This window comes from Marinobacter segnicrescens, assembly GCF_900111555.1.
In the GTDB taxonomy this organism is placed as follows: Bacteria; Pseudomonadota; Gammaproteobacteria; order Pseudomonadales; family Oleiphilaceae; genus Marinobacter; species Marinobacter segnicrescens.
The window spans coordinates 49,821-69,611 of the sequence record NZ_FOHZ01000004.1 but is presented as its reverse complement, the minus strand read 5'-3'; the positions used below and the strand labels follow the sequence as shown (position 1 = coordinate 69,611).

General features: G+C 59.3%; 14 protein-coding genes and 1 tRNA gene. All 15 read right to left on the bottom strand.

Going from position 1 to position 19,791, the window contains the following annotated elements; all coding sequences use genetic code 11:
- Nucleotides 1–77: 77 nt before the first annotated feature.
- The gene (gene infC / locus BM036_RS05930; RefSeq protein ID WP_091849458.1) at nt 78–623 is read right to left on the bottom strand and encodes a translation initiation factor IF-3; all 546 of its coding nucleotides are present in this window, start codon (nt 621–623) and stop codon (nt 78–80) included.
- A complete protein-coding gene (thrS, locus tag BM036_RS05925) occupies nt 620–2,545 on the bottom strand; it encodes a threonine--tRNA ligase (RefSeq protein WP_091849456.1) in 1,926 nt (641 codons plus the stop codon). Before thrS ends, infC begins: the two co-directional genes overlap by 4 nt.
- A gap of 109 nt (nt 2,546–2,654) precedes the next feature.
- A complete protein-coding gene (locus BM036_RS05920) occupies nt 2,655–5,270 on the bottom strand; it encodes a TRAP transporter permease (RefSeq protein ID WP_091849455.1) in 2,616 nt (871 codons plus the stop codon).
- Nucleotides 5,271–5,357: 87 nt separating this feature from the next.
- Nucleotides 5,358–6,350 carry a TAXI family TRAP transporter solute-binding subunit gene (locus BM036_RS05915; RefSeq protein WP_091849453.1) on the bottom strand — a complete coding sequence of 331 codons (993 nt, stop codon included), beginning with the start codon at nt 6,348–6,350 and terminating at the stop codon, nt 5,358–5,360.
- 216 nt (nt 6,351–6,566) lie between these two features.
- On the bottom strand, nt 6,567–9,206 hold the full coding sequence (gene pepN / locus BM036_RS05910) for an aminopeptidase N (RefSeq protein ID WP_091849451.1): 2,640 nt from the start codon (nt 9,204–9,206) through the stop codon (nt 6,567–6,569).
- 4 nt (nt 9,207–9,210) lie between these two features.
- On the bottom strand, nt 9,211–10,050 hold the full coding sequence (locus tag BM036_RS05905; RefSeq protein ID WP_091849747.1) for a DUF2797 domain-containing protein: 840 nt from the start codon (nt 10,048–10,050) through the stop codon (nt 9,211–9,213).
- A 7-nt stretch (nt 10,051–10,057) separates the two neighbouring features.
- Nucleotides 10,058–10,318: a YeaC family protein gene (locus BM036_RS05900; protein WP_091849449.1), complete on the bottom strand. Its 261-nt coding sequence runs from the start codon at nt 10,316–10,318 to the stop codon at nt 10,058–10,060.
- Between the two features lie 169 nt (nt 10,319–10,487).
- A complete protein-coding gene (locus BM036_RS05895) occupies nt 10,488–11,351 on the bottom strand; it encodes a rhomboid family intramembrane serine protease (protein WP_091849447.1) in 864 nt (287 codons plus the stop codon).
- Nucleotides 11,352–11,356: 5 nt separating this feature from the next.
- Nucleotides 11,357–12,367 (bottom strand): metallophosphoesterase, encoded by a 1,011-nt coding sequence (locus BM036_RS05890; RefSeq protein WP_091849445.1) that lies wholly within the window; start codon nt 12,365–12,367, stop codon nt 11,357–11,359.
- 2 nt (nt 12,368–12,369) lie between these two features.
- Nucleotides 12,370–13,254: an NAD(+) kinase gene (locus tag BM036_RS05885; RefSeq protein WP_091849443.1), complete on the bottom strand. Its 885-nt coding sequence runs from the start codon at nt 13,252–13,254 to the stop codon at nt 12,370–12,372.
- Nucleotides 13,255–13,384: 130 nt separating this feature from the next.
- Nucleotides 13,385–14,653, bottom strand: coding sequence for a DNA repair protein (locus tag BM036_RS05880; protein WP_091849441.1), 1,269 nt, complete (start codon nt 14,651–14,653; stop codon nt 13,385–13,387).
- A 199-nt stretch (nt 14,654–14,852) separates the two neighbouring features.
- Nucleotides 14,853–16,919, bottom strand: a complete 2,067-nt coding sequence (locus BM036_RS05875; protein ID WP_091849439.1) for an NADPH-dependent 2,4-dienoyl-CoA reductase — start codon at nt 16,917–16,919, stop codon at nt 14,853–14,855.
- 367 nt (nt 16,920–17,286) lie between these two features.
- A tRNA-Asp gene (locus BM036_RS05870) sits at nt 17,287–17,363 on the bottom strand.
- A 137-nt stretch (nt 17,364–17,500) separates the two neighbouring features.
- The gene (locus BM036_RS05865) at nt 17,501–19,114 is read right to left on the bottom strand and encodes an ATP-binding response regulator (RefSeq protein ID WP_091849436.1); all 1,614 of its coding nucleotides are present in this window, start codon (nt 19,112–19,114) and stop codon (nt 17,501–17,503) included.
- Between the two features lie 44 nt (nt 19,115–19,158).
- Entirely contained in the window at nt 19,159–19,785 is a 627-nt protein-coding gene (fixJ, locus tag BM036_RS05860) for a response regulator FixJ (RefSeq protein ID WP_091849434.1), read from the bottom strand.
- Nucleotides 19,786–19,791 lie beyond the last annotated feature (6 nt).

Sequence of the window (19,791 nt, the reverse complement as noted above, 5' to 3'; positions counted from 1 at the left end):
TGTTTTTCAATCAAATGAAATGTGTTCCTGAACGACAAATCCCCCGCCAGCGCGGGGGACCTGCCTGGTGTTCGGGATCACTTCTTTTTACGGGGCGATACAACCATGGTCATCTGGCGGCCTTCCATCTTGGGCCGTTGCTCTACCTGGGCCAGCTCCTCAATATCTTTTTCGATACGGTTCATGAGTTGCATACCGATTTCCTGGTGTGCCATCTCACGGCCGCGGAAGCGGATAGTGATTTTGCCGCGATCCCCGTTCTCAAGGAAACGTATCAGGTTGCGTAGTTTGACCTGATAATCCCCTTCTTCCGTCCCTGGCCTGAATTTCACTTCTTTGATCTGGACCTGCTTCTGCTTTTTCTTGGCAGCAGCCTTGGCCTTCTTCTCTTCGAAGACCTTCTTGCCGTAGTCCATTATCTTACAGACGATCGGATCGGAATCCGTAACCTGAACAAGGTCCAGAGTTGCCTCTTCTGCCTGCTTCAGGGCATCTTCGATCGACACAATGCCAACCTGATTGCCTTCGGCATCAATAAGGCGCACTTCTGTAGCGTCAATGTTCTCGTTAATAGGTGCGCGTGGTGCGCGACCACCCCGATTCGCTCGCTGTTTGATAATCAGTTCTCCGTCTTGGTTCTGCCTTTACGCGCGACCTCTGCTGCCAGCAGAGCCTCGAACGCTTCCGGCGTCATGGTTCCGAGATCTTCCCCTTTGCGGGTTCTCACCGCAACGGCGCCGTTCTCGACTTCCTTATCGCCGATTACGACAAGATACGGAACCTTGTTTAAAGTATGCTCGCGGATTTTAAAGCCGATCTTCTCGTTTCTCAAGTCAGCATTTACCCGATAACCCGCATCCTGCCACTTTTTCGCCAGATTCTCGCAATATTCTGCCTGGCGATCGGTGATATTGAGGATGGCCACCTGGGTGGGTGCCAACCAGGTGGGGAAGGCACCCTCGTATTCCTCGATCAGGATACCAATGAAACGCTCGAAGGAACCCAGCACCGCGCGGTGCAGCATGACCGGTGTCCGGCGCTCTGAATTGTCGGCCACATACTGGGCACCGAGACGGCCCGGCATGGAGAAATCCACCTGAATGGTACCACACTGCCATACCCGGCCGATGCAGTCCTTCAGGGAGAATTCAATCTTCGGCCCGTAGAAGGCACCCTCGCCCGGCAGCAACTCCCAGTCCACGCCTTCGCGGTTCAGCGCCTGCTCGAGGGCGGCCTCTGCCTTGTCCCAGACTTCGTCAGAGCCGACACGTTTTTCCGGCCGGGTGGAGAGCTTGTACAGGATCTGGTCAAAGCCGAAGTCCGCATAAACCTCGTGCAGCATACCGATAAAGGCAGACACTTCGTCCTGAATGGCATCTTCCTCACAGAAGATGTGCGCGTCATCCTGGGTGAACCCCCTCACCCGCATAATACCGTGCAAAGCCCCCGACGCCTCATTGCGGTGGCACGAACCGAATTCCGCCAGCCGCAGGGGCAGGTCCTTGTAGCTCTTCAGACCCTGGTTAAACACCTGGATATGACAGGGACAGTTCATGGGCTTGATGGCGAAGTCATGTTTTTCCGACTCGGTGGTAAACATGTCGTCCTTGAACTTGTCCCAGTGACCGGACTTCTCCCAAAGGGTGCGGGCGACCACCTGGGGAGTCTTGATCTCCTGGTAGCCGTGGCGACGCTGCATTGCTCGCATGTACTGCTCGACTTCCTGGTACAGGGCCCAGCCGTCCGGATGCCAGAACACCATGCCCGGAGCCTCTTCCTGCATATGGAAAAGGCCCAGCTTCTTGCCAATCTTGCGGTGGTCGCGTTTTTCAGCCTCTTCCAGACGCTGCAGGTAGGCCTTGAGCTCTTTCTTGTTGCCCCAGGCGGTACCATAAACACGCTGCAACTGCTCGTTGCCCGTGTCGCCCCGCCAGTAAGCGCCAGCCACCTTGGTCAGCTTGAAGGCCTTGAGCTTGCCGGTGCTCGGTACGTGGGGACCACGGCACAAGTCGATGAAGTCGCCCTGGCGGTAGAACGAGAGGTCTTCATCACCGGGAATGTCTTCGATAATGCGGACCTTGTACTCTTCCCCCATTTCGTGGAACAGCTTGACCGCCTCTTCCCGCGACAGGACCGAGCGCGATACCGGGATATCCTGTTTCGCCAGTTCTTCCATGCGCTTTTCGATCCGCTCCAGGTCTTCGTTGGTGAAGGGACGGTCGAACTTGAAGTCGTAGTAGAAGCCGTTGTCGATGACCGGCCCGATGGTAACCTGGGCTTCGGGGAACAGCTCCTTGACGGCCATGGCCAGCAGGTGTGCGGTGGAATGGCGAATGATATCAACACCATCCTCGTCGCGGTCAGTGACGATGGCCAGGTCTGTGTCCTGGTCGATCTCGTAGCTGGTGTCCACCAACTTGCCATTTACGCGCCCGGCAAGCGCAGCCTTGGCGAGGCCGGCGCCGATATCGGCGGCCACGTCATGAACAGTGACGGGATTGGGAAAACTGCGATGGCTGCCGTCAGGCAGGGTCACTACGGGCATGGGAAACTCCTCTCAGCGGTGATCCGTACCAAAGACCACGTGTTAACGGGAGCCGCGCTACCAGTGCGGCTCGAACGGTGCGGAGTTTAACAGGGTTTTCGCTGGCCTGTCAGGTGGCTGGCGCCGTCTCTGACGGATTTTCCTTACGGCGACGGCGCACCTGCAGCCAGCCCAGCAGCGCCAGCAGGGCCAGCGCAGGAATGTACACTAACTCCCTTGGCGGTCGTTCCTGCGGGACCCGGACCACGTCAATGGTCGAGCCGAACTCCAGCCCGGCTCTCTCTGCCGGACTGTCGAAACCGATGAAGTCGACAGCATAACGATCACCATCCGGGCTGCCCTCAATACCCATATTCATCAGTCGCTCTTCCGGCGTCCCGCCTTCCGCAATCGGCAGCTGCATCCAGGTGGAGCGCTCGTCACCGGAGATATCCAGGAGGGTGACCTGCAACACGACATAGTCAACCTCGGGATCTTCCGCCAACACCTCGATCTGGTCGACGATTTGAGCACCGGGTTGCTCGGCATATTCCGGATAAATGCGATCCCACCAGAAACCCGGGCGGAACAGGGTGAACGCGATGAGAATCAGCAGCGCCGACTCCCACTTATGGCTTCGGGTCAGCCAGTAGCCCTGGGTCGCCGCCGAGAACGCGAGAATAGCCACCACGGCACTGACGATAGTGATCACCAGGTCCAGGGGGCCGGTCAGTCCAATCAACAGCAACTGGGTATTGAAGATAAACATGAACGGTAGAACAGCCGTGCGGATGTCGTAGGCGAAGCCCTGGATACCGGTACGGATAGGGTCTGCCCCGGATATCGCCGCCGCTGCATAGGCGGCCAACCCCACCGGTGGCGTGTCATCTGCCAGGATACCGAAATAGAACACAAACAGGTGGACGGCGATCAGCGGCACCAGCAAGCCGTTCTCTGCGCCCAGGGTAACGATAACCGGCGCCATCAGGGTAGAAACCACGATGTAGTTGGCGGTGGTGGGCAACCCCATGCCCAGCAGCAGGCTGATCAGGGCGGTGAATATCAGCATCAGCATCAGGTTGCCGCCAGATATGAACTCGACAAACTCGGTCATCACCAGCCCGATACCGGTCAGGGTTACCGTACCGACCACGATACCCGCCGTTGCCGTAGCCACACCGATACCCACCATGTTGCGACCGCCGGTAGCAAAGGCGTGTAACAGCTCTGACCAGCCCTGATAAATGGATTTCCCGATACCTTCGTGCTTGCGGAAGAACGCCAGCAAGGGTCGTTGGGTCAACACGATAAACACCATGAACAGAGTGGCCCAGAAAGCGGACAGCTGGGGCGAGAAACGCTCAACGGTGAGACACCAGACCAGCACGACCACCGGCAACAGGTAGTAAAGGCCGGTTTTTACGGTTGGCGCAACCTCCGGCAACTGGGTCATGTCTGTACTGCCGTCGTCCACCTCCAGGGGTGGGAATTTCGCGGCATAGGCCACCAGGGCCATGTAGACGACCAGCAAGAGGGGCCCGAGCACCCAGACGGCCGCATCCCCCAGCAAGGTCTTGGTCCAGCCAATACCATAATAGACCGCGAAGCTGAGGATGATCAGGCCAAGCAACAACACCACCCAGGTGAGCATGCGCTGGGCCAGGGTCGGCTTGTTCAGGCGCTCGATGCCCTTCATACCCAGCTTGCAGGCTTCCAGGTGGACAATGTAGATCAGTGCCACGTAGGAGATGAGCGCTGGCAGTATGGCGTGCTTGATCACCTCCAGGTAGGAGATGCCCACGTACTCCACCATCAGGAAGGCGGCAGCACCCATAATCGGGGGCGTCAGCTGGCCGTTGGTGGAGGCGGCAACCTCAACCGCACCGGACTTGGTGGCCGGGAAGCCCACGCGCTTCATCAGCGGGATGGTAAAGGTGCCGGTGGTGACGACGTTGGCAATCGATGAGCCAGAAATAACGCCGGAGAGACCGCTGGAGACCACAGCTGCCTTGGCCGGCCCACCGCGCATGTGCCCCAGGAGCGCATAGGCCACCTTGATAAAGTAATTACCGGCACCGGCCTTCTCCAGCAGGGCGCCGAACAGAACGAAGAGAAACACGAAGGTGGTGGAGACCCCGAGCGCAACGCCGAAGACCCCCTCGGTACCCAACCATTGATGGGAAGCCAGCTTGTTAAGGCTTGCTCCCTTGTGGGCAATCACATCCGGCATCCAGGGCCCAGCGAGGGAATAGGTAATGAATACCGCGGCCACCACCGTCAGGGGGAGCCCCAGCGCCCGCCGGGTGGCTTCCAGCAACAGCACCAGGCCGCCCAGGGCAACGACCAGATCCTGGGTGATGGGCGCACCCGGGCGCTCAGAGAGCTGGTCATAGAACAGGAACAGATAGGCTGCTGAGAAAGAAGCGGCGAGCGCCAGTATCCAGTCGAACCAGGGGATATGGGTGTCGTGGCGGCCCCGGAACATGGGGAACGCGGTGAATGCCAGGAACGTCGCGAAGGCCAGGTGGATGGAGCGGGCCTCAGTGGAATTGAGGATGCCAAAATTGACGATGTATGGCAGCGGCGAGGCGATCCATAGCTGGAACAGCGACCATACCAGCGGAACAATAAAAAGCAGGACAGACGCCGGCCCGGTCAGCGCCCTGCCCCCGGTTTCCGTCTGCATTACTTCGTGGATCTTCGAGACGTCAACGTTATCGGGCGCGGAGGGATCGCGGTTGGTCATGGGGCCGGTTCCATCGGAATTTCACGGTTCAGACAAAAACCGCCGGAGGCAGAACCCCCGGCGGTACAGCTCAGGCACTCAGTCCGATCACTCGATCAGGCCGGCCTCGCGGTAGTACTTTTCGGCACCCTTGTGCAGCGGCGCACTCAGGGCGTCGGATACCATTTCTTCCTTCTGCAGGTTGCCAAAGGCCGGATGCAGGCGCTTGAAGCTGTCGAAGTTCTCAAACACGGCCTTGACCACTTCATAGACCACATCCTCGTCCACATCGGAAGAGGTAACAAAGGTAGCCGCAACACCAAAGGTCTTCACGTCTTCCTCGTTACCGCGGTACATGCCGCCGGGAATGGTGGCTACCCGATAGTAGGGGTGTTCCTCGACCAGGGTTTTGGTGGCCTCATTGTCGACGGCCACGATGGTGCTGTCACAGGAGGTCGTAGCCTCCTTGATGGCGCCGGAGGGGTGACCAACCGTGTAGAAGAATGCGTCAATATTGCCGTCACACAGGGCCTGGGACTGCTCGGCGGCCTTCAGCTCGGCGGCCAGGGAGAACTTGTCCATATCCCAGCCCATTTCTGCCATCAGTACCTCGGCGGTGGCCCGCTGGCCGGAGCCCGGGTTGCCCACGGAAACCCGCTTGCCTTCCAGGTCCTCGAAGGTCTTGATACCAGAGCCCTTGCTGGCCACAACGGTGAACGGCTCCGGATGCAACGAGAATACTGCCCGCAGCTTCTCGACCTTTGCGCCCTCGAATTCACTGGTGCCGTTATAGGCATGGTACTGCCAGTCAGACTGCGCAACCGCCAGGTCAAGTTCGCCCTGGCTGATGGCGTTCAGGTTATACACGGAGCCACCGGTGCTTTCCACGGAGCAGCGAATGCCGTGTTCCTTGCGGTCCATGTTGACCAGGCGGCAGATAGCGCCACCGGCCGGATAGTAGACGCCTGTAACCCCGCCAGTACCAATAGTCACGAAGCGCTGTTCCTGCGCGGACACCGACATGGAGCCTGCGGCCAGACCAACGGAGGCGGCCAGGGCCAGGGTGGAGGCTTTTAGTCGCAGTGCGGTTCGGATTGCCATAAACGATTCCTTCTTGATTCGTATTTTTTGGAGCAGATTCCGGCCAGCCTGGCCGCAAACAGCGCGACCCTCGCCCGGAATCCGGCAGCGGGACGTAACAAAACGTCACATTCTCAGCTTTTCAGAACATAGCCCAGATCGGGCCCAAAATAAAGCCGCAGACCCGATAACCATCTGAGTCTGCGACCTTTAATGGTGCGCAGACGCACTGAAACCTCAATCCGCCAGGCTCTTGTGGACAATCTCGTAGACATCCCGGGACAGGCCATCCTTGTCACGAACCGATTCCAGCGCCTTGCGCATGCCTTCGCTGTAGACAGGGGCAAACTTGCGCCACCGGGTCAACGGTGCGGCCAGGCGGGCTGCGATCTGGGGGTTACTGTCGTCCAGGCGACGGATGGTATCGGCCAGGAACCGGTAACCGGAACCTTCCTGGTCGTGAAAGTGCACCAGGTTCTGGCCCGCAAAGGCCCCGACAACAGAGCGAATCTTGTTGGGGTTTTTCCAGTCAAAGGCCTCATGCTCCAGCAGACGGCGCACCGACGGCAGGTCGCCGGTGACCGGGCTGGCCGCCTGGATAGAGAACCACTGCTCCACCACCTGTGGATCCTGGTGCCACCGCTGGTAGAACGCCTCCAGCGCCCGGCCCCGCTCTGCCTCAAACGGAGAGTTGACCAGCGCCCGCAGGGCACCGGCCTGGTCTGTCATATTGGTCGCGCTTTCAAATTGCCCCAGCGCCAGGCTGAGGGCCCCTTCATCGCCGATATGGAGCAGCCAGGACAGGGCCATGTTACGCAGGCTTCGGCTGGCGACATCTTCCGGTGTTACCTGGTATGGCTCGGCTGGTTGCTGCCGACGGTAGCAGTCCAGCAGTTCTTCCCGCAGGGCGGTAGCCAGCACCTTCACCACCCGCTCACGGGCATGGTGAATAATCTGCACGTCGGGCTTGTCTGCGAGCTCGATCAGGTAGGCCTCGGTGGGCAACTGCAGCATCTTCGCGACCAGCGCCTGGTCCGCATCCCGGTCATTCAGCAGCGTGCGGCTGGCTTCGACAAGCCGTGGATCCACTTCTGCTTCGGCATGACCGGACAGTTCACGGATCACCTCCACCGCCAGCCGTTGACCTGCGTCCCAGCGGTTGAAGCCATCGCTGTCGTGACTCATCAGGAACATCAGCTGGTCGCGGGTCCAGGGGTAGTTCACCCGCACCGGAGCCGAGAAGTTACGCAACAGCGACGGCACCGGCCGGCTGGCGATACCTGTAAATTCAAACGTATGGCTCTTTTCTGTCAGTTCCAGCACCCGGGTGGTCACTCCGGCGGAGTGCTCACCAGCAAGGGTGAGGGGGATATCGGTACCGTTGGCAGCCAGCAGTCCCAGTGCGAACGGAATGTGCTGGGGTTTCTTGCCGGTCTGACCAGGGGTGTCAGGAATTGACTGGGCCACCGTCAGGCGATAGGTCTGGCTGGCCTCGTCATAGTCATCTTCCACCGTTAGCACCGGCGTCCCCGCCTGCTCGTACCACAGCCGGAACTGGCTCAGATCACGACCGCTGGCGTCTTCCATGGCGCGGACGAAGTCGTCGGTGGTTACCGCCTGGCCATCATGGCGCTCGAAGTAGAGGTCGCTGCCTTTGCGGAACAGTTCCGGGCCCAGCAGCGTATGAATCATCCGCACAACTTCATTGCCTTTCTCATAGATGGTCAGGGTGTAGAAGTTGGAAATCTCCATGTACGAAGCGGGCCGCACCGGATGGGCCATGGGGCCTGCGTCCTCGGCAAACTGGGCGGTGCGCAGTAGCGTGGCATCCTCGATTCGCTTCACCGTGGGCGATCCCATATCGGCGGAGAACTGCGAGTCCCGGAATACAGTAAAGCCTTCCTTCAGGCTAAGCTGGAACCAGTCACGACAGGTCACCCGGTTACCGGACCAGTTATGGAAGTATTCGTGGGCCACGATGGCCTCGATGCGCTGGAACGCCATGTCGGTTTCCGACTCGGGGCGGGCCAGCACACAGGATGAGTTGAAGATGTTGAGACCCTTGTTTTCCATGGCCCCCATATTGAAGTCATCCACCGCCACGATCATGAAGATATCCAGGTCGTACTCGCGGCCGTAAGTTTCCTCGTCCCAGCGCATGGAGCGCTTGAGGGAGTCCATGGCGTGGGCGGTCTTGTCCGCGTTGCGGGGCTCCACGTAGATTCGCAGGTCGATCTCCCGGCCGGACATGGTGCGGAAGGTATCGTTTTTTTCCACCAGGGCACCGGCCACCAGGGCAAACAGGTAGCTGGGCTTCGGGAACGGGTCTTCCCAGGTCACAAAGTGGCGGCCGTTATCCAGCTCACCGCTGTCGACAGGGTTACCGTTGGACAGCAGCACCGGGTAGGCAGCCTTATCCGCCTCTATCCGGGTACGGAACCGGGCCATCACATCCGGCCGGTCCGGGAAGAAAGTGATGCAGCGGAATCCTTCGGCCTCGCACTGTGTACAGAACATGCCGGACGACTTGTAGAGGCCCTCAAGCCGAGTGTTGTTCTGGGGCTCAATCCAGGTCACCACCCGCAATTCGAACGCATCCGGTACCGAAGGCACCACCAGAAGGTCGCTCCGGTCCTCGTACTCATCCTTTGCCAATTCACGGCCATCCAGGTGAACGGATTGAAGTTGCAGGGAATCTCCGTTCAACTCCAGCGGACTGCCCTGCCCGTGCGCTTCGGGATTACGCCGGATGCTGAGGCTACTGTGTACACGGGCGCCGTCTTCAAACAGCTCGAAACGCAGGTCAGCATGGTCTACCAGGAAGTCCGGCACCCGGTATTCACTGAGGTAAATGGTCTTCGGTTGACTTGTACGCATGGTGTTACTCCGACAGAACCCGCACACGGACATCGTAGGCCGTGTACTTGCGAATATTGATAACGCCCGTGTCCAGCATCAGGTACTGCCCCTTGATGCCCTGTAACACGCCGGTTGCCACGGGCTCCTTGTCGAGGTTGTGGGTCTTGATCTTCTGCGGCCAGACGGCCACCGGGTAATCCAGCTGCCAGGGCGGGTCATCAGCCACTTCAATGCTGCGCGGCCCGTGCTCGGAAGCCAGCCGGTCCAGGTCAGGTGCAATACGATCCAGTAACCCTGCCCGCTCAGCAACCAGGTCCAGCGCCGGTGCTTCGCCCTTTAGCATGGTTCGCCAGTTGGTGCGGTCCGCCACATGCTGCTTGCAGGCTACTTCCACCAGCCCGGCCAGGTATCGGGTGGCTACTCGCAGCATGGGTATCGCCGCTACGGCGCCCTGGTCGATCCAGCGGGTAGGCACCTGGCTGGCACGGGTTATACCAACCTTGAGTCCGGAGGAGTTGGCCAGGTAAACCACGTGACCGGTCATACAATGGGTTTCGCCCCACTCCGGTTCACGACAGGTGCCCAGGTGATAATGGCACTTTTCCGGGCTCATGATGCAGGTGTCGCACGCTGCCAGGCGCTTGAAGCAGGGGTAGCAATACCCCTGACTGAAGCTTTTGCTGGTCTTGCGGTTGCAGTGGATGCAGCGAATCTCGCCACTATAGGCAATCTCGATGGTTTGGCCCATCAACTCGTTCAGGGGCAGTTCCTGGTCTCCCACCCGAAGCCGGTAACTCACCGGCTGATCTGGCATCGCCGGCATTTTCACCAGCCGGCCGCTGGCCTCGTGCAGTTGGTTCAAGGGTACCTCAGCTGACAATACGGATGGTCTCGGGCCCTTCATCCTTGCCGGATGACTCGGAGCCACAGTTATTGCGTTCGATATACCCCACCCTGTCCGGTTCCGGGATATTGTGGGTCTGCTCGTAGTGGATCACCGCCTCAAGGCATGTCCGACGCTGCTCGTCGGTTACCTTGCGACCATCAGGCCACTTGCCCAGTTCGATGGCTCGACGCAGGTTCTGGTAGACCGTCGGATCGAGCCGTTGAATTAATTCCTCGTAAGTCATGAAAAAACTCCCGCAATGGGTTTGACAGCCTTAAACGAAAATGATTATCATTACATCACCAAATGACGCGGTCGTTTCATTTGGTTCTCTCTCATCAGGAGCTTCCGAGCTCATTTAATGCCCCGCCGCTGGCGGGGCTTTTTTTTGTCTGAAAACGGGCCGGCACAGCTCAGGCCGTGCGCCTCTGTCCTGGCGGCGGCACCAGCATCGCCACCAACAGGCCTCCCAGGAAACCACCCAGGTGCGCTTCATTCGCCATGCGCCCGATACCCAGCACTTCCGGCAAGGGCGTGAACCCGATAATCATCCACACCAGCGCAAAGGTCACCAGGGCCGGCGGGAACTGGAATCGGGGCTGTCGCTGCTGGCTGAGCCAGCAATAGCCGAGCACCCCATACACCACCCCGGAAAGCCCGCCGAACAAGGGTCCTGACACCAGGTACTGAAGCGTGTTGGAAGCCAGGCTGGTAACCAGGAACAGCGTCACGAAACGCCCCTTGCCGTCCATCCACTCCACCTGACTACCCAGAAACCAGAGCATCACGGCGTTAAACAGGATATGCATCACGCTGAAGTGCAGAAAATCCGGCGTAATGAGCCGCCAGACCTGCCCCGACGCCAGGGTTTCGGTGAGTCCCGCCAGGCGACCCTGGAACGTCTGCCAGTCATGGAAGCGAGGATCCACATACATGAACAGGGCCGATACCAGGTTCTCGCCAAGACCGGTCAGCCAAGCCACCACCCCCGCAATGGCGATCATGGCTAAGACCAGCGGCGCATGGCGGGGGGAAGGCTGCCAACGCCCACCGCGAACCGGCGCACGCCCGGCACGATTCACGCGATCCCGGACATCGTCGTCCCCCATGTACTGCTCCAGCGCGGCCAGTACCGGCTCCGCCTGCTCTGGGTGAGCCAGCCACAGCACCTGCCTGTCCGGCTCCCGGGTAATGCGATGCTGCACCCCCTGCTGCCCCAGCCAGGTGCTGAACCCGGCCAGGTCAAGTTCCGGGGCCAGTTCCTTGATTCGATGCAAAGCCGTTACCTCGCCACGCTGTCTTCGGTCTGGAAGCTGCCACTGAGTTCCGGGCGCTCCACGTTCACGTAGACGAATTTTTCCGGCAGCAGTTCCTGTTCACCGTCCATGCGATAGGCCACCAGTTTGCCGTATTTCACTGCACTGTAATCGAGACAGGCTACGTTGGGCTTTAATGGGGCGGGTTCGCCTTCCATCCAGTAGTGACCCACGAAAACAGGCCGCTCACCTCTCGGATAGCGCAGGATTTCCCGGCGCTCTTTCTCTGACAACTTGCGACGGGCCACGTCTTCCGGCAGCGGATCCGGCTGGAATACCACATCGCCGTAGGTTCGGGGATCATCGGCCCAGAACTTGGTGCGGAAGAATTTGCGGATGTACCCGTCACGACCAGTTATGGACATGCCATCCGGCAACGGCAGGTCGGTGCCGCGCAGCAGGGTGTCCATCACCTGGCCGGCAAAGGACTCGATAGCCGCCGAGGCATGGAGGAAGTCCTCATCGATACAGGGACTGTCCTGGGTTTCGAGGAACTGACGAATCAACCGCTCATCCCAGCAGGCGTGTACCGCCCGGAATTCTTCCTCCTCGATGAACAGAGGAATGTCGTAGAACCACTCCAGGAACTCATTCCACTCATGGGGGTAATGGTCAAACTGCTCCAGGGTCTCCCGTATCAGCCGGTCATGGCGGGCATTGTGCTCCCTGAGGAACGTCTTGCCGCTGCCTGGCCGGGCTCGGGTGCAATAGCCCAGGGCATTGTATTCATGGTTGCCCATAACGATCCGCGCCGAACCATGCTCCACCATGTCATGGACCAGGTGCAGGGCCTCACGGATGCGCGGCCCCCGGTCGATGATATCGCCAATAAAAATGGCCTGGCGTTTCCGGTGCTGATAGATACCGTTGATCTTTCGATACCCCATCTGCTCCAGCAGGTGCTCCAGGGTATGGGCGCAGCCATGTATGTCGCCGATAATGTCATAGCCCCGTGAGGGCGAACGTGCACTTGCCATGATCAACTCGCTGTTATCTCGCTGGCCCAACCGAGCTTTTCGCGGCAGGTGGCGTAGAAGTTATGATCCTTCGGGTGTATCAGTCGGATTTTGAAAGGCTTCTTGGTGATACGGATGATGTCCCCAGGAGCACAGGCGATGTCCATCTGGCCATCAAAGCTGATCTGGGGGTAGGTCTCATTGGTGTCACCGATCACCAGCTTGATTTCGCTCTTGCCGTCCACCACGATCGGCCGGCTGCTAAGGGTATGGGGGAACATGGGCACCAGCACCACCGCATCCAGCTTGGGGTGCATGATCGGACCGCCAGCAGACAACGAATAGGCCGTTGACCCGGTGGGCGTCGACACAATCAGGCCATCAGATCGCTGGCTGTAGACAAAGTGGCCGTCGATATACAGGTCAAAGCCGATCATCCGGGTGGACTTGCCCGGGTGAAGCACCACGTCGTTCAACGCGCTGCCAAACCCCAGCGGTTGGCCGTCCCGCTCCAGGTTGCCATCCAGCAAAAAGCGGTTTTCCTCGATGTACTCACCCTGCAACACCTCGCCAAGGCGCACTTCAAGGTCTGACGGTGAGATATCGGTGAGAAACCCAAGCCGCCCCCGGTTGACACCCAACAACGGAATCTTGGACTTGGCCAGTTCCCGGGCGGCGCCCAGCAGGCTGCCGTCGCCACCGACCACAATTACCAGGTCGCAGATCTCCCCCATGAGCTTCTTGCTGGCCACCTGCAGGCCATGGCCCGGAAGCATGCCAGCCGTGTCCTGCTCAAGGATCACCTGGTAGTTTTCGCTGAGCAGATAGCTCCGGAGTGCACGCAGCGTCTCCACTACCTTGACGCTACCCATGCGGCCGATAACACCGATATTCCTGAATTGATCCATTAAAGCTCTCAGTCTGGTCAGTGGCGCGGGTGTACACCCCTGACCAGAACCCGGGCTGATCAGAAGCGCCTTACCATCTTAACGAATTACGCATCGATTCTGAAAAGGATTGTCCCGCCGGAGCGAAGGATCAGGAGGCTGCGTGCTGCTCGCAGCGGTCATGGACACCAGGCTCGAAGTCCGCTGGCTGGCCGATACGCATCACCGGCTGGCCGCAAACGTCGCCCTTCTGTTTGCCCGGCGCGCGGCAGACAGGGTTTTCATAGTGATCCAGCCAGCGACGATAGGCAGGCTCGGACAGGCCGCACTTCCCGGCCGCGTAACCTGTCGGATTGTCGAAATATTTGCGCAGGTCACTGAACGGCAAGGTCAGGTGCCCTACCCCGGGGTGATAGCCCACCAGGAAGACCTTCTGTTCCTGCAACTGGCGCACGAGGGAGTCCTCATCCAGCGCCTGGTTGCGGGCATCTCCGAGCGCCTTTTCCAGCTCGTGGTTGGTCCGCACCTGACCGTCCAACTCCCGCTGCTTTCTGTCCAGTTGCTCCCGCAGCAACACAACTTCTGCCTGAGCAGCCTCTTCAAGGCCGGCCGGAGCATCTGAAACCACCGCCTGTATCTCTTCCAGCTGCTCACGCAACTCACCGACCTGCAAGTTCCGACGGTCCAGGCGCTTCTTGAGCTTGCTGGCCTCCAGCTTCGCCCGTTGCAGCTGCCTTTCCAGCTCGGTCTTTTCCTCCTGCCAGGCCTGGCGCTCAAGGCGATGCTCCCGCTGCATGGCCGCCAGTGAGTCCTGGTGGGCACCCTGCAGGGTCTTGATGCGCAGACGTTGCTCCCGAATGATATGGGCGAGGCGGTTCCGCTGGGCGGCGGCTTCCCGGGCGGCAATATCTGTATCGGGCTTCCCCAGCGCGGTTCTCAGAACCGGGATCTGTTCATCACCACCCCGGTTCTTACGCTTGTACTTGAGATGGTTGGCCTCGACGGCCTTGCGGATGGACTGAAAGTGGTTGGAGCCCGGTGTCATGTCCGGATCCCACAACTCAGACCGGAAACGTTTTTCCGGGCAGCGGCTGCGACAGACCAGGCGAATCGGGCCCGCCCCCATATCCGGACCTGCAGAACCCTGTTGGGCAAGGGACTCTACCGGGATGTTCCAGTGGCTATCGGCCCGGCCTTCCTCATCGAAATAGATACGGAAAAAGACCAGTCCACGAACCAGCAAGTCATCACCCATCTGGACAAAGACTGCCCGCACATCGGTATCTGCGAGGTCTGACAGCCCGACATAGCCATCGAGGAAGGCGTCAAACTCCGTCGCCCGCATCTGCCGTGCGACGTCGATTCCATCCATCAGAAATACCGCTGCATATCCGTCTTCCGATGGATCGGCTAAAGCCATTCAACGCCTCCCCAAAAATACCTGAGTTACCAATCATGCCGCCACCCAACGGGTCACGGCCTTGCACCTGACACAGCAGTGTGCAGGCTGTGACGCATTTTAGCCAGATGTGTCGTTCTGCGGCAGTGGAGATCTGTGCGAATTTGTGACTGAGTGCCACCCGGGCAGCCAACCATAGCCCACCCGGATAGCGTCATGGTCAGAGTGCGGCTGCGAGTCGACTACCCTGGTCAATAGCTCGCTTGGCATCCAGTTCCGCTGCAACGTCGGCGCCACCAATCAGGTGTACTGGCAAGCCAGCGCCCTCCAATTCGGCCTGCAGTTCCCTCAGGGGCTCCTGGCCCGCGCAGATGACAACGGTATCCACCTCCAGCACCCGATCCTCACCGGAGCCGTCCTTGCCAGCGAGGGTAACGTGCAACCCTTCGTCATCAATACGACGGTAGGTAACACCCGGCACCATGTGAACGCCTTTCATCTTGAGAGCCGACCGGTGAATCCAGCCGGTGGTCTTGCCCAGACCCTTTCCGACCTTGGAAGCCTTGCGCTGAAGCAGCCAGATTTCCCGGGCAGGCGGCGTCACGTCCGGATCAACCCCTTCAACACCGCCACGGTGCTCGACCGACAGGTCCACACCCCACTCCTTCATGAACGCGTGCTTGTCCAGGGACACCGACTTGCCCTGATGAACCAGGAACTCGGACACATCGAAGCCGATACCGCCAGCGCCTACGACAGCAACACGCTTACCGACCGGCTTTCGCTCAAGCAGGGCGTCGATGTAACCAATCACCTTCGGGTGGTCGATACCCTCAATTTCCGGGGTACGCGGCTTGATGCCTGTCGCCAGGATAACTTCGTCGAACCCGCCCTGTTTCAGCATTTCCGCATCAGCGCGCACGCCCAGCCTGACGTCGACACCCAATTTGTCCAGCATGACCCGGTAGTAACGAAGGGTCTCGTGGAACTCCTCTTTACCTGGAATACGTTTGGCCAGGTTAAACTGGCCACCTACCTCCTCAGCGGAGTCAACCAGCGTCACCTTATGGCCGCGCTGGGCGGCGGCAGTAGCAAACGCCAGGCCAGCAGGACCTGCACCAACCACAGCGAGTTTTTTCGGCTGCACGGCCGGCGTGTAGTTCAACTCGGTTTCATAACAGGCGCGCGGGTTGACCAGACAACTGGTCAGTTTGCCGGAGAAGGTGTGGTCCAGACAGGCCTGGTTACAGCCAATACAGGTATTGATCTCGTCGGCCCGATCTTCAGCCGCCTTCAGTACCAGGTCAGAGTCTGCCAGGAAAGGCCGCGCCATGGACACCATATCCGCCTCGCCGGAGGCCAGGATCTGCTCCGCCACGTCGGGCATGTTGATGCGGTTGGTGGTCACAAGCGGGATGGACACTTCACGCTTCATGCGAGCAGTGACCTCAGTGAACGCACCCCGCGGCACAGAGGTGGCAATGGTCGGCACCCGGGCCTCATGCCAACCTATGCCAGTATTGATAATGGTCGCGCCAGCCTGTTCAATGGCCTTACCCAGCTGGACCACCTCATCCCAGTTGCTGCCCTCTTCCACCAGGTCCAGCATGGACAGACGGTAGATGATGATGAAATTCGGTCCTACCTGCTCCCGAACCCGGCGGACAATCTCGATGGGCAAGCGAATACGGTTCTCATAGCTGCCGCCCCAGCGGTCAGTGCGCTTGTTGGTGCGCTCGACTATAAACTGGTTAATGAAGTAACCCTCGGATCCCATGACCTCGACGCCATCGTAGCCGGCCCGCTGAGCCAGTACAGAGGCGGTCACATAGTCATCAATCTGCTTTTCGATGCCCGCGTCATCCAGCTCATTGGGCGTAAACGGGTTGATCGGCGCCTGCACGGCCGAGGGTGCAACCAGCTTCGGATGGTAAGCGTAGCGACCGGCATGGAGGATCTGCATACAGATCTTGCCGTCAGCCTCATGGACCGCCTGGGTGATCACCTTGTGCTGGTCGGACTCTTCTTCGGTGGTCATCTTTGCCGCGCCGGGCCCCACCGAGCCCTCGACGTTGGGGCCGATACCACCGGTCACGATCAGGCCGGCACCGCCCCGGGCACGCTCGGCATAGAACGCGGCAAGGCGCTCAAAACCATTGGGGCGCTCTTCGAGGCCAAGATGCATGGAACCCATCAGGGTCCGGTTACGAAGGGTGGTAAACCCCAGATCCAGGGGCTCAAGAAGATGCGGGTAGCGGGCTTTGCCCGGCTGTGCGGAGGTCGTCATTATAGGGTCTCTCAATTTTTCTTTATTTACGGGCAACTCAAAAGATCGAGGGCCGGTACCGGGGGCAACGTTCCGGGACCTTCAAAAACATGGACGTTTTTGAAGAGCCTACATGGACGTATTCACGGCGTGTCCCGGAACGTTGCCCCCGGTGGCGGCCCCGGCTCCAAGACCAACAATCCTGACGGAATCAAGGCAAGTAGTCAGCCAACGCTGCCAGCGTTCGACTAAAGTAGAGATTTGCTCGTAAGAGCTCAAGAGCAGAAGAGAAGTTTCCGGCACAAAGAGTCGGCCATTTTCCGGCAAAGTTCCCGGAATGGATCGATAATAATGAGAGAGAAGACAGAAACAACAAGAAGAGAAAAAATGGCGGAGCGGACGGGACTCGAACCCGCGACCCCCGGCGTGACAGGCCGGTATTCTAACCAGCTGAACTACCGCTCCGCGCTGGGTTGCCACTAACCTGAAACCGAAGGAGAGGATTCCAGCTGAACAGCCTGCTTGACTGCTCTGTGACAACGAGGGCGCATTATAAAGATGGCTCCCGGCATGTCAACGTTTTTGCTGAAAACTTTTGGAAATTAGTTTTCCCGGTTCGCTGGGGCCACTGGCAACGTGAAGTAGAAGACCGCACCAGCACCGTCAGGACGCTCGAATCCGATCTCACCACCCTGGGCCTGAATCAGTGACCGACACAGTGTCAGACCGATACCCATACCTTCCTGCTTGGTGGTAAAAAACGGCAGAAACAGCTTCTGCTCCGCATCCTCGGGAAGACCCTCACCATGGTCGCGAACATCGATCCGCACCGTGTGATCGTCAAGCATGCGGGCAGCCACCGATACCGGCTCCCTTGAACCGGCGCTACGGGTGGATTCCAGGGCGTTGCGAATCAGGTTGAGGGCCACCTGCTGAACCTGAATGGGGTCAGCCACTACATCCGGGACGTCGTCAGCCACCTGAACGTTGACGCCACCATCATTATTACGGGCATCCACTTCCGCAAACAGGCGGGTCTCTTCCAGCAAGCCACCCACAGAAAGCACTTCCTTGCCTACCGCCGGCTTACGCACAAAGCCGCGAATGCGTTTGACCACCTCGCTGGCCCGGTGGGACTGGGCTTCGATTTTCTCAAGGGTCTGGGAGAGCAATTCCGGATCAGGGTCATCAGTGCGGAGCATGCGCAGGGCAACGCGGGCGTAGTTAGTGATGGCGGTGAGGGGCTGGTTTACCTCGTGGGCAAAGCCCGCTGCCATTTCACCCATGGTGGCCATACGGGACGCATGGGCAAGCTGGTCACGCTGTTCCTGAACCAGATTGCGGGCGTCGTCCAGGGCCTGCTCGCTTTCCAGCTCGGTCGTGATGTCACGGAACACAACCACGGCGCCGGTGAGCTGTCCGTCCTCTTTCTTCGGGGTGGCGCGATACTCCGCCGGAAAGGCGGTGCCATCGGCCCGGTAAAGGGTGACGTCGCGCTGGTGTTCAGCAATACCCTGACTGCAGGTGGCCTGGACGGGAAGCAACGCGGACTCAGTGGGCTCTGCCCTATCGCGCGTGTCCGCTTGCTCACCGGGCTCCTCCCAGAGCGCACCAGAGCAAGGCCGGGGCTGACGGAAGTGGAGCTCGAAGAAGTTCTGGCCGATGAGCTCTTCCACACCGCAGCCACTGATCACACTGGCGGCAGGGTTTGCGAAGGCGATATTGCCCTCAGCGTCCAGGCCATAGATGCCCTCGCTGATGGCATTGAGAATACGGGTCTGATCGCTTTCCAGCTCCCGGTTGCGTTGCTGAAGGGCACGCTCGAGGCGAATAACCCGGGCGTGGGTACCCACCCTGGCAATGACCTCCTGGGCCTGGAATGGCTTTGATATGTAATCCGCACCGCCGAGGGAGAAGCCCCGCAGCTTTGCATCAACATCGTCCAACGCTGACAGGAATACCACGGCAGAGTCCGCCGTCGCCGGATCAGCCTTGAGACGTTCACAGACCTGGTAGCCATCCAGGTCGGGCATCATGATATCCAGCAGTATGACTTCGGGGTGATGACGCTGTGCCAGGCTCAGGGCCTTTTCACCGTCGTTGGCGATCAGCAGGCGATAACCCCGGTCCTTCAACGTTTCATAAAGGACCTTGAGGTTCTGGGCGTTATCGTCGACGAGAAGTACCGTAGGCTCGGTACTGGCCTGATCAGTCATAGGTTACTGCCGGTTGAAAAGGTACGGGGATGATGGGCCGTATTTCATCCGACGTCGATAAGGTCCTTTACGGACAATACCATGCGAACCAGGTGTGCCAGCGAGTGCGTCCCCATCTTGTGCATAACACGGGACCGGTGGATCTCCACGGTGCGCTGGCTGATGTCCAGTTCAATGGCGATCACCTTGTTGGCCTGGCCAGCAATCATCCGCTCCATGATCTCGGTTTCACGAGGTGTCAGGGTCTTGATCTTGCGGACAATCTCCTGACGCTCACCAAGGGTCTTGCGCTGCTCCCGGTCCTGCTCCAGGGCGGACTCGATCTTTTCCAGCAGAGCCTCCTCACGGTATGGCTTCTGGATGAAGTCCACTGCGCCTTCCTTCATGGCATCGACCGCAAGGGGTACATCCCCATGGCCAGTCACAAAGATAATGGGCAACAATGAGTGACGGGCATTGAGCTTTTTCTGCAGTTCCATGCCATCCATGCCCGGCATGCGGATATCCAGCACGATACAGCCAGCCATGTCCTCGGAATAATCGCCCAGAAAATCGGTGGCGCTGGGGTAGGTTTTTACCTGCTTGCCATCGGACTTCAGCAGAAGTTCCAGTGAATCGCGTACCGCCTCGTCGTCCTCGACCACGTACACGGTTTGCTGGATGTCTGTCATTGTTGT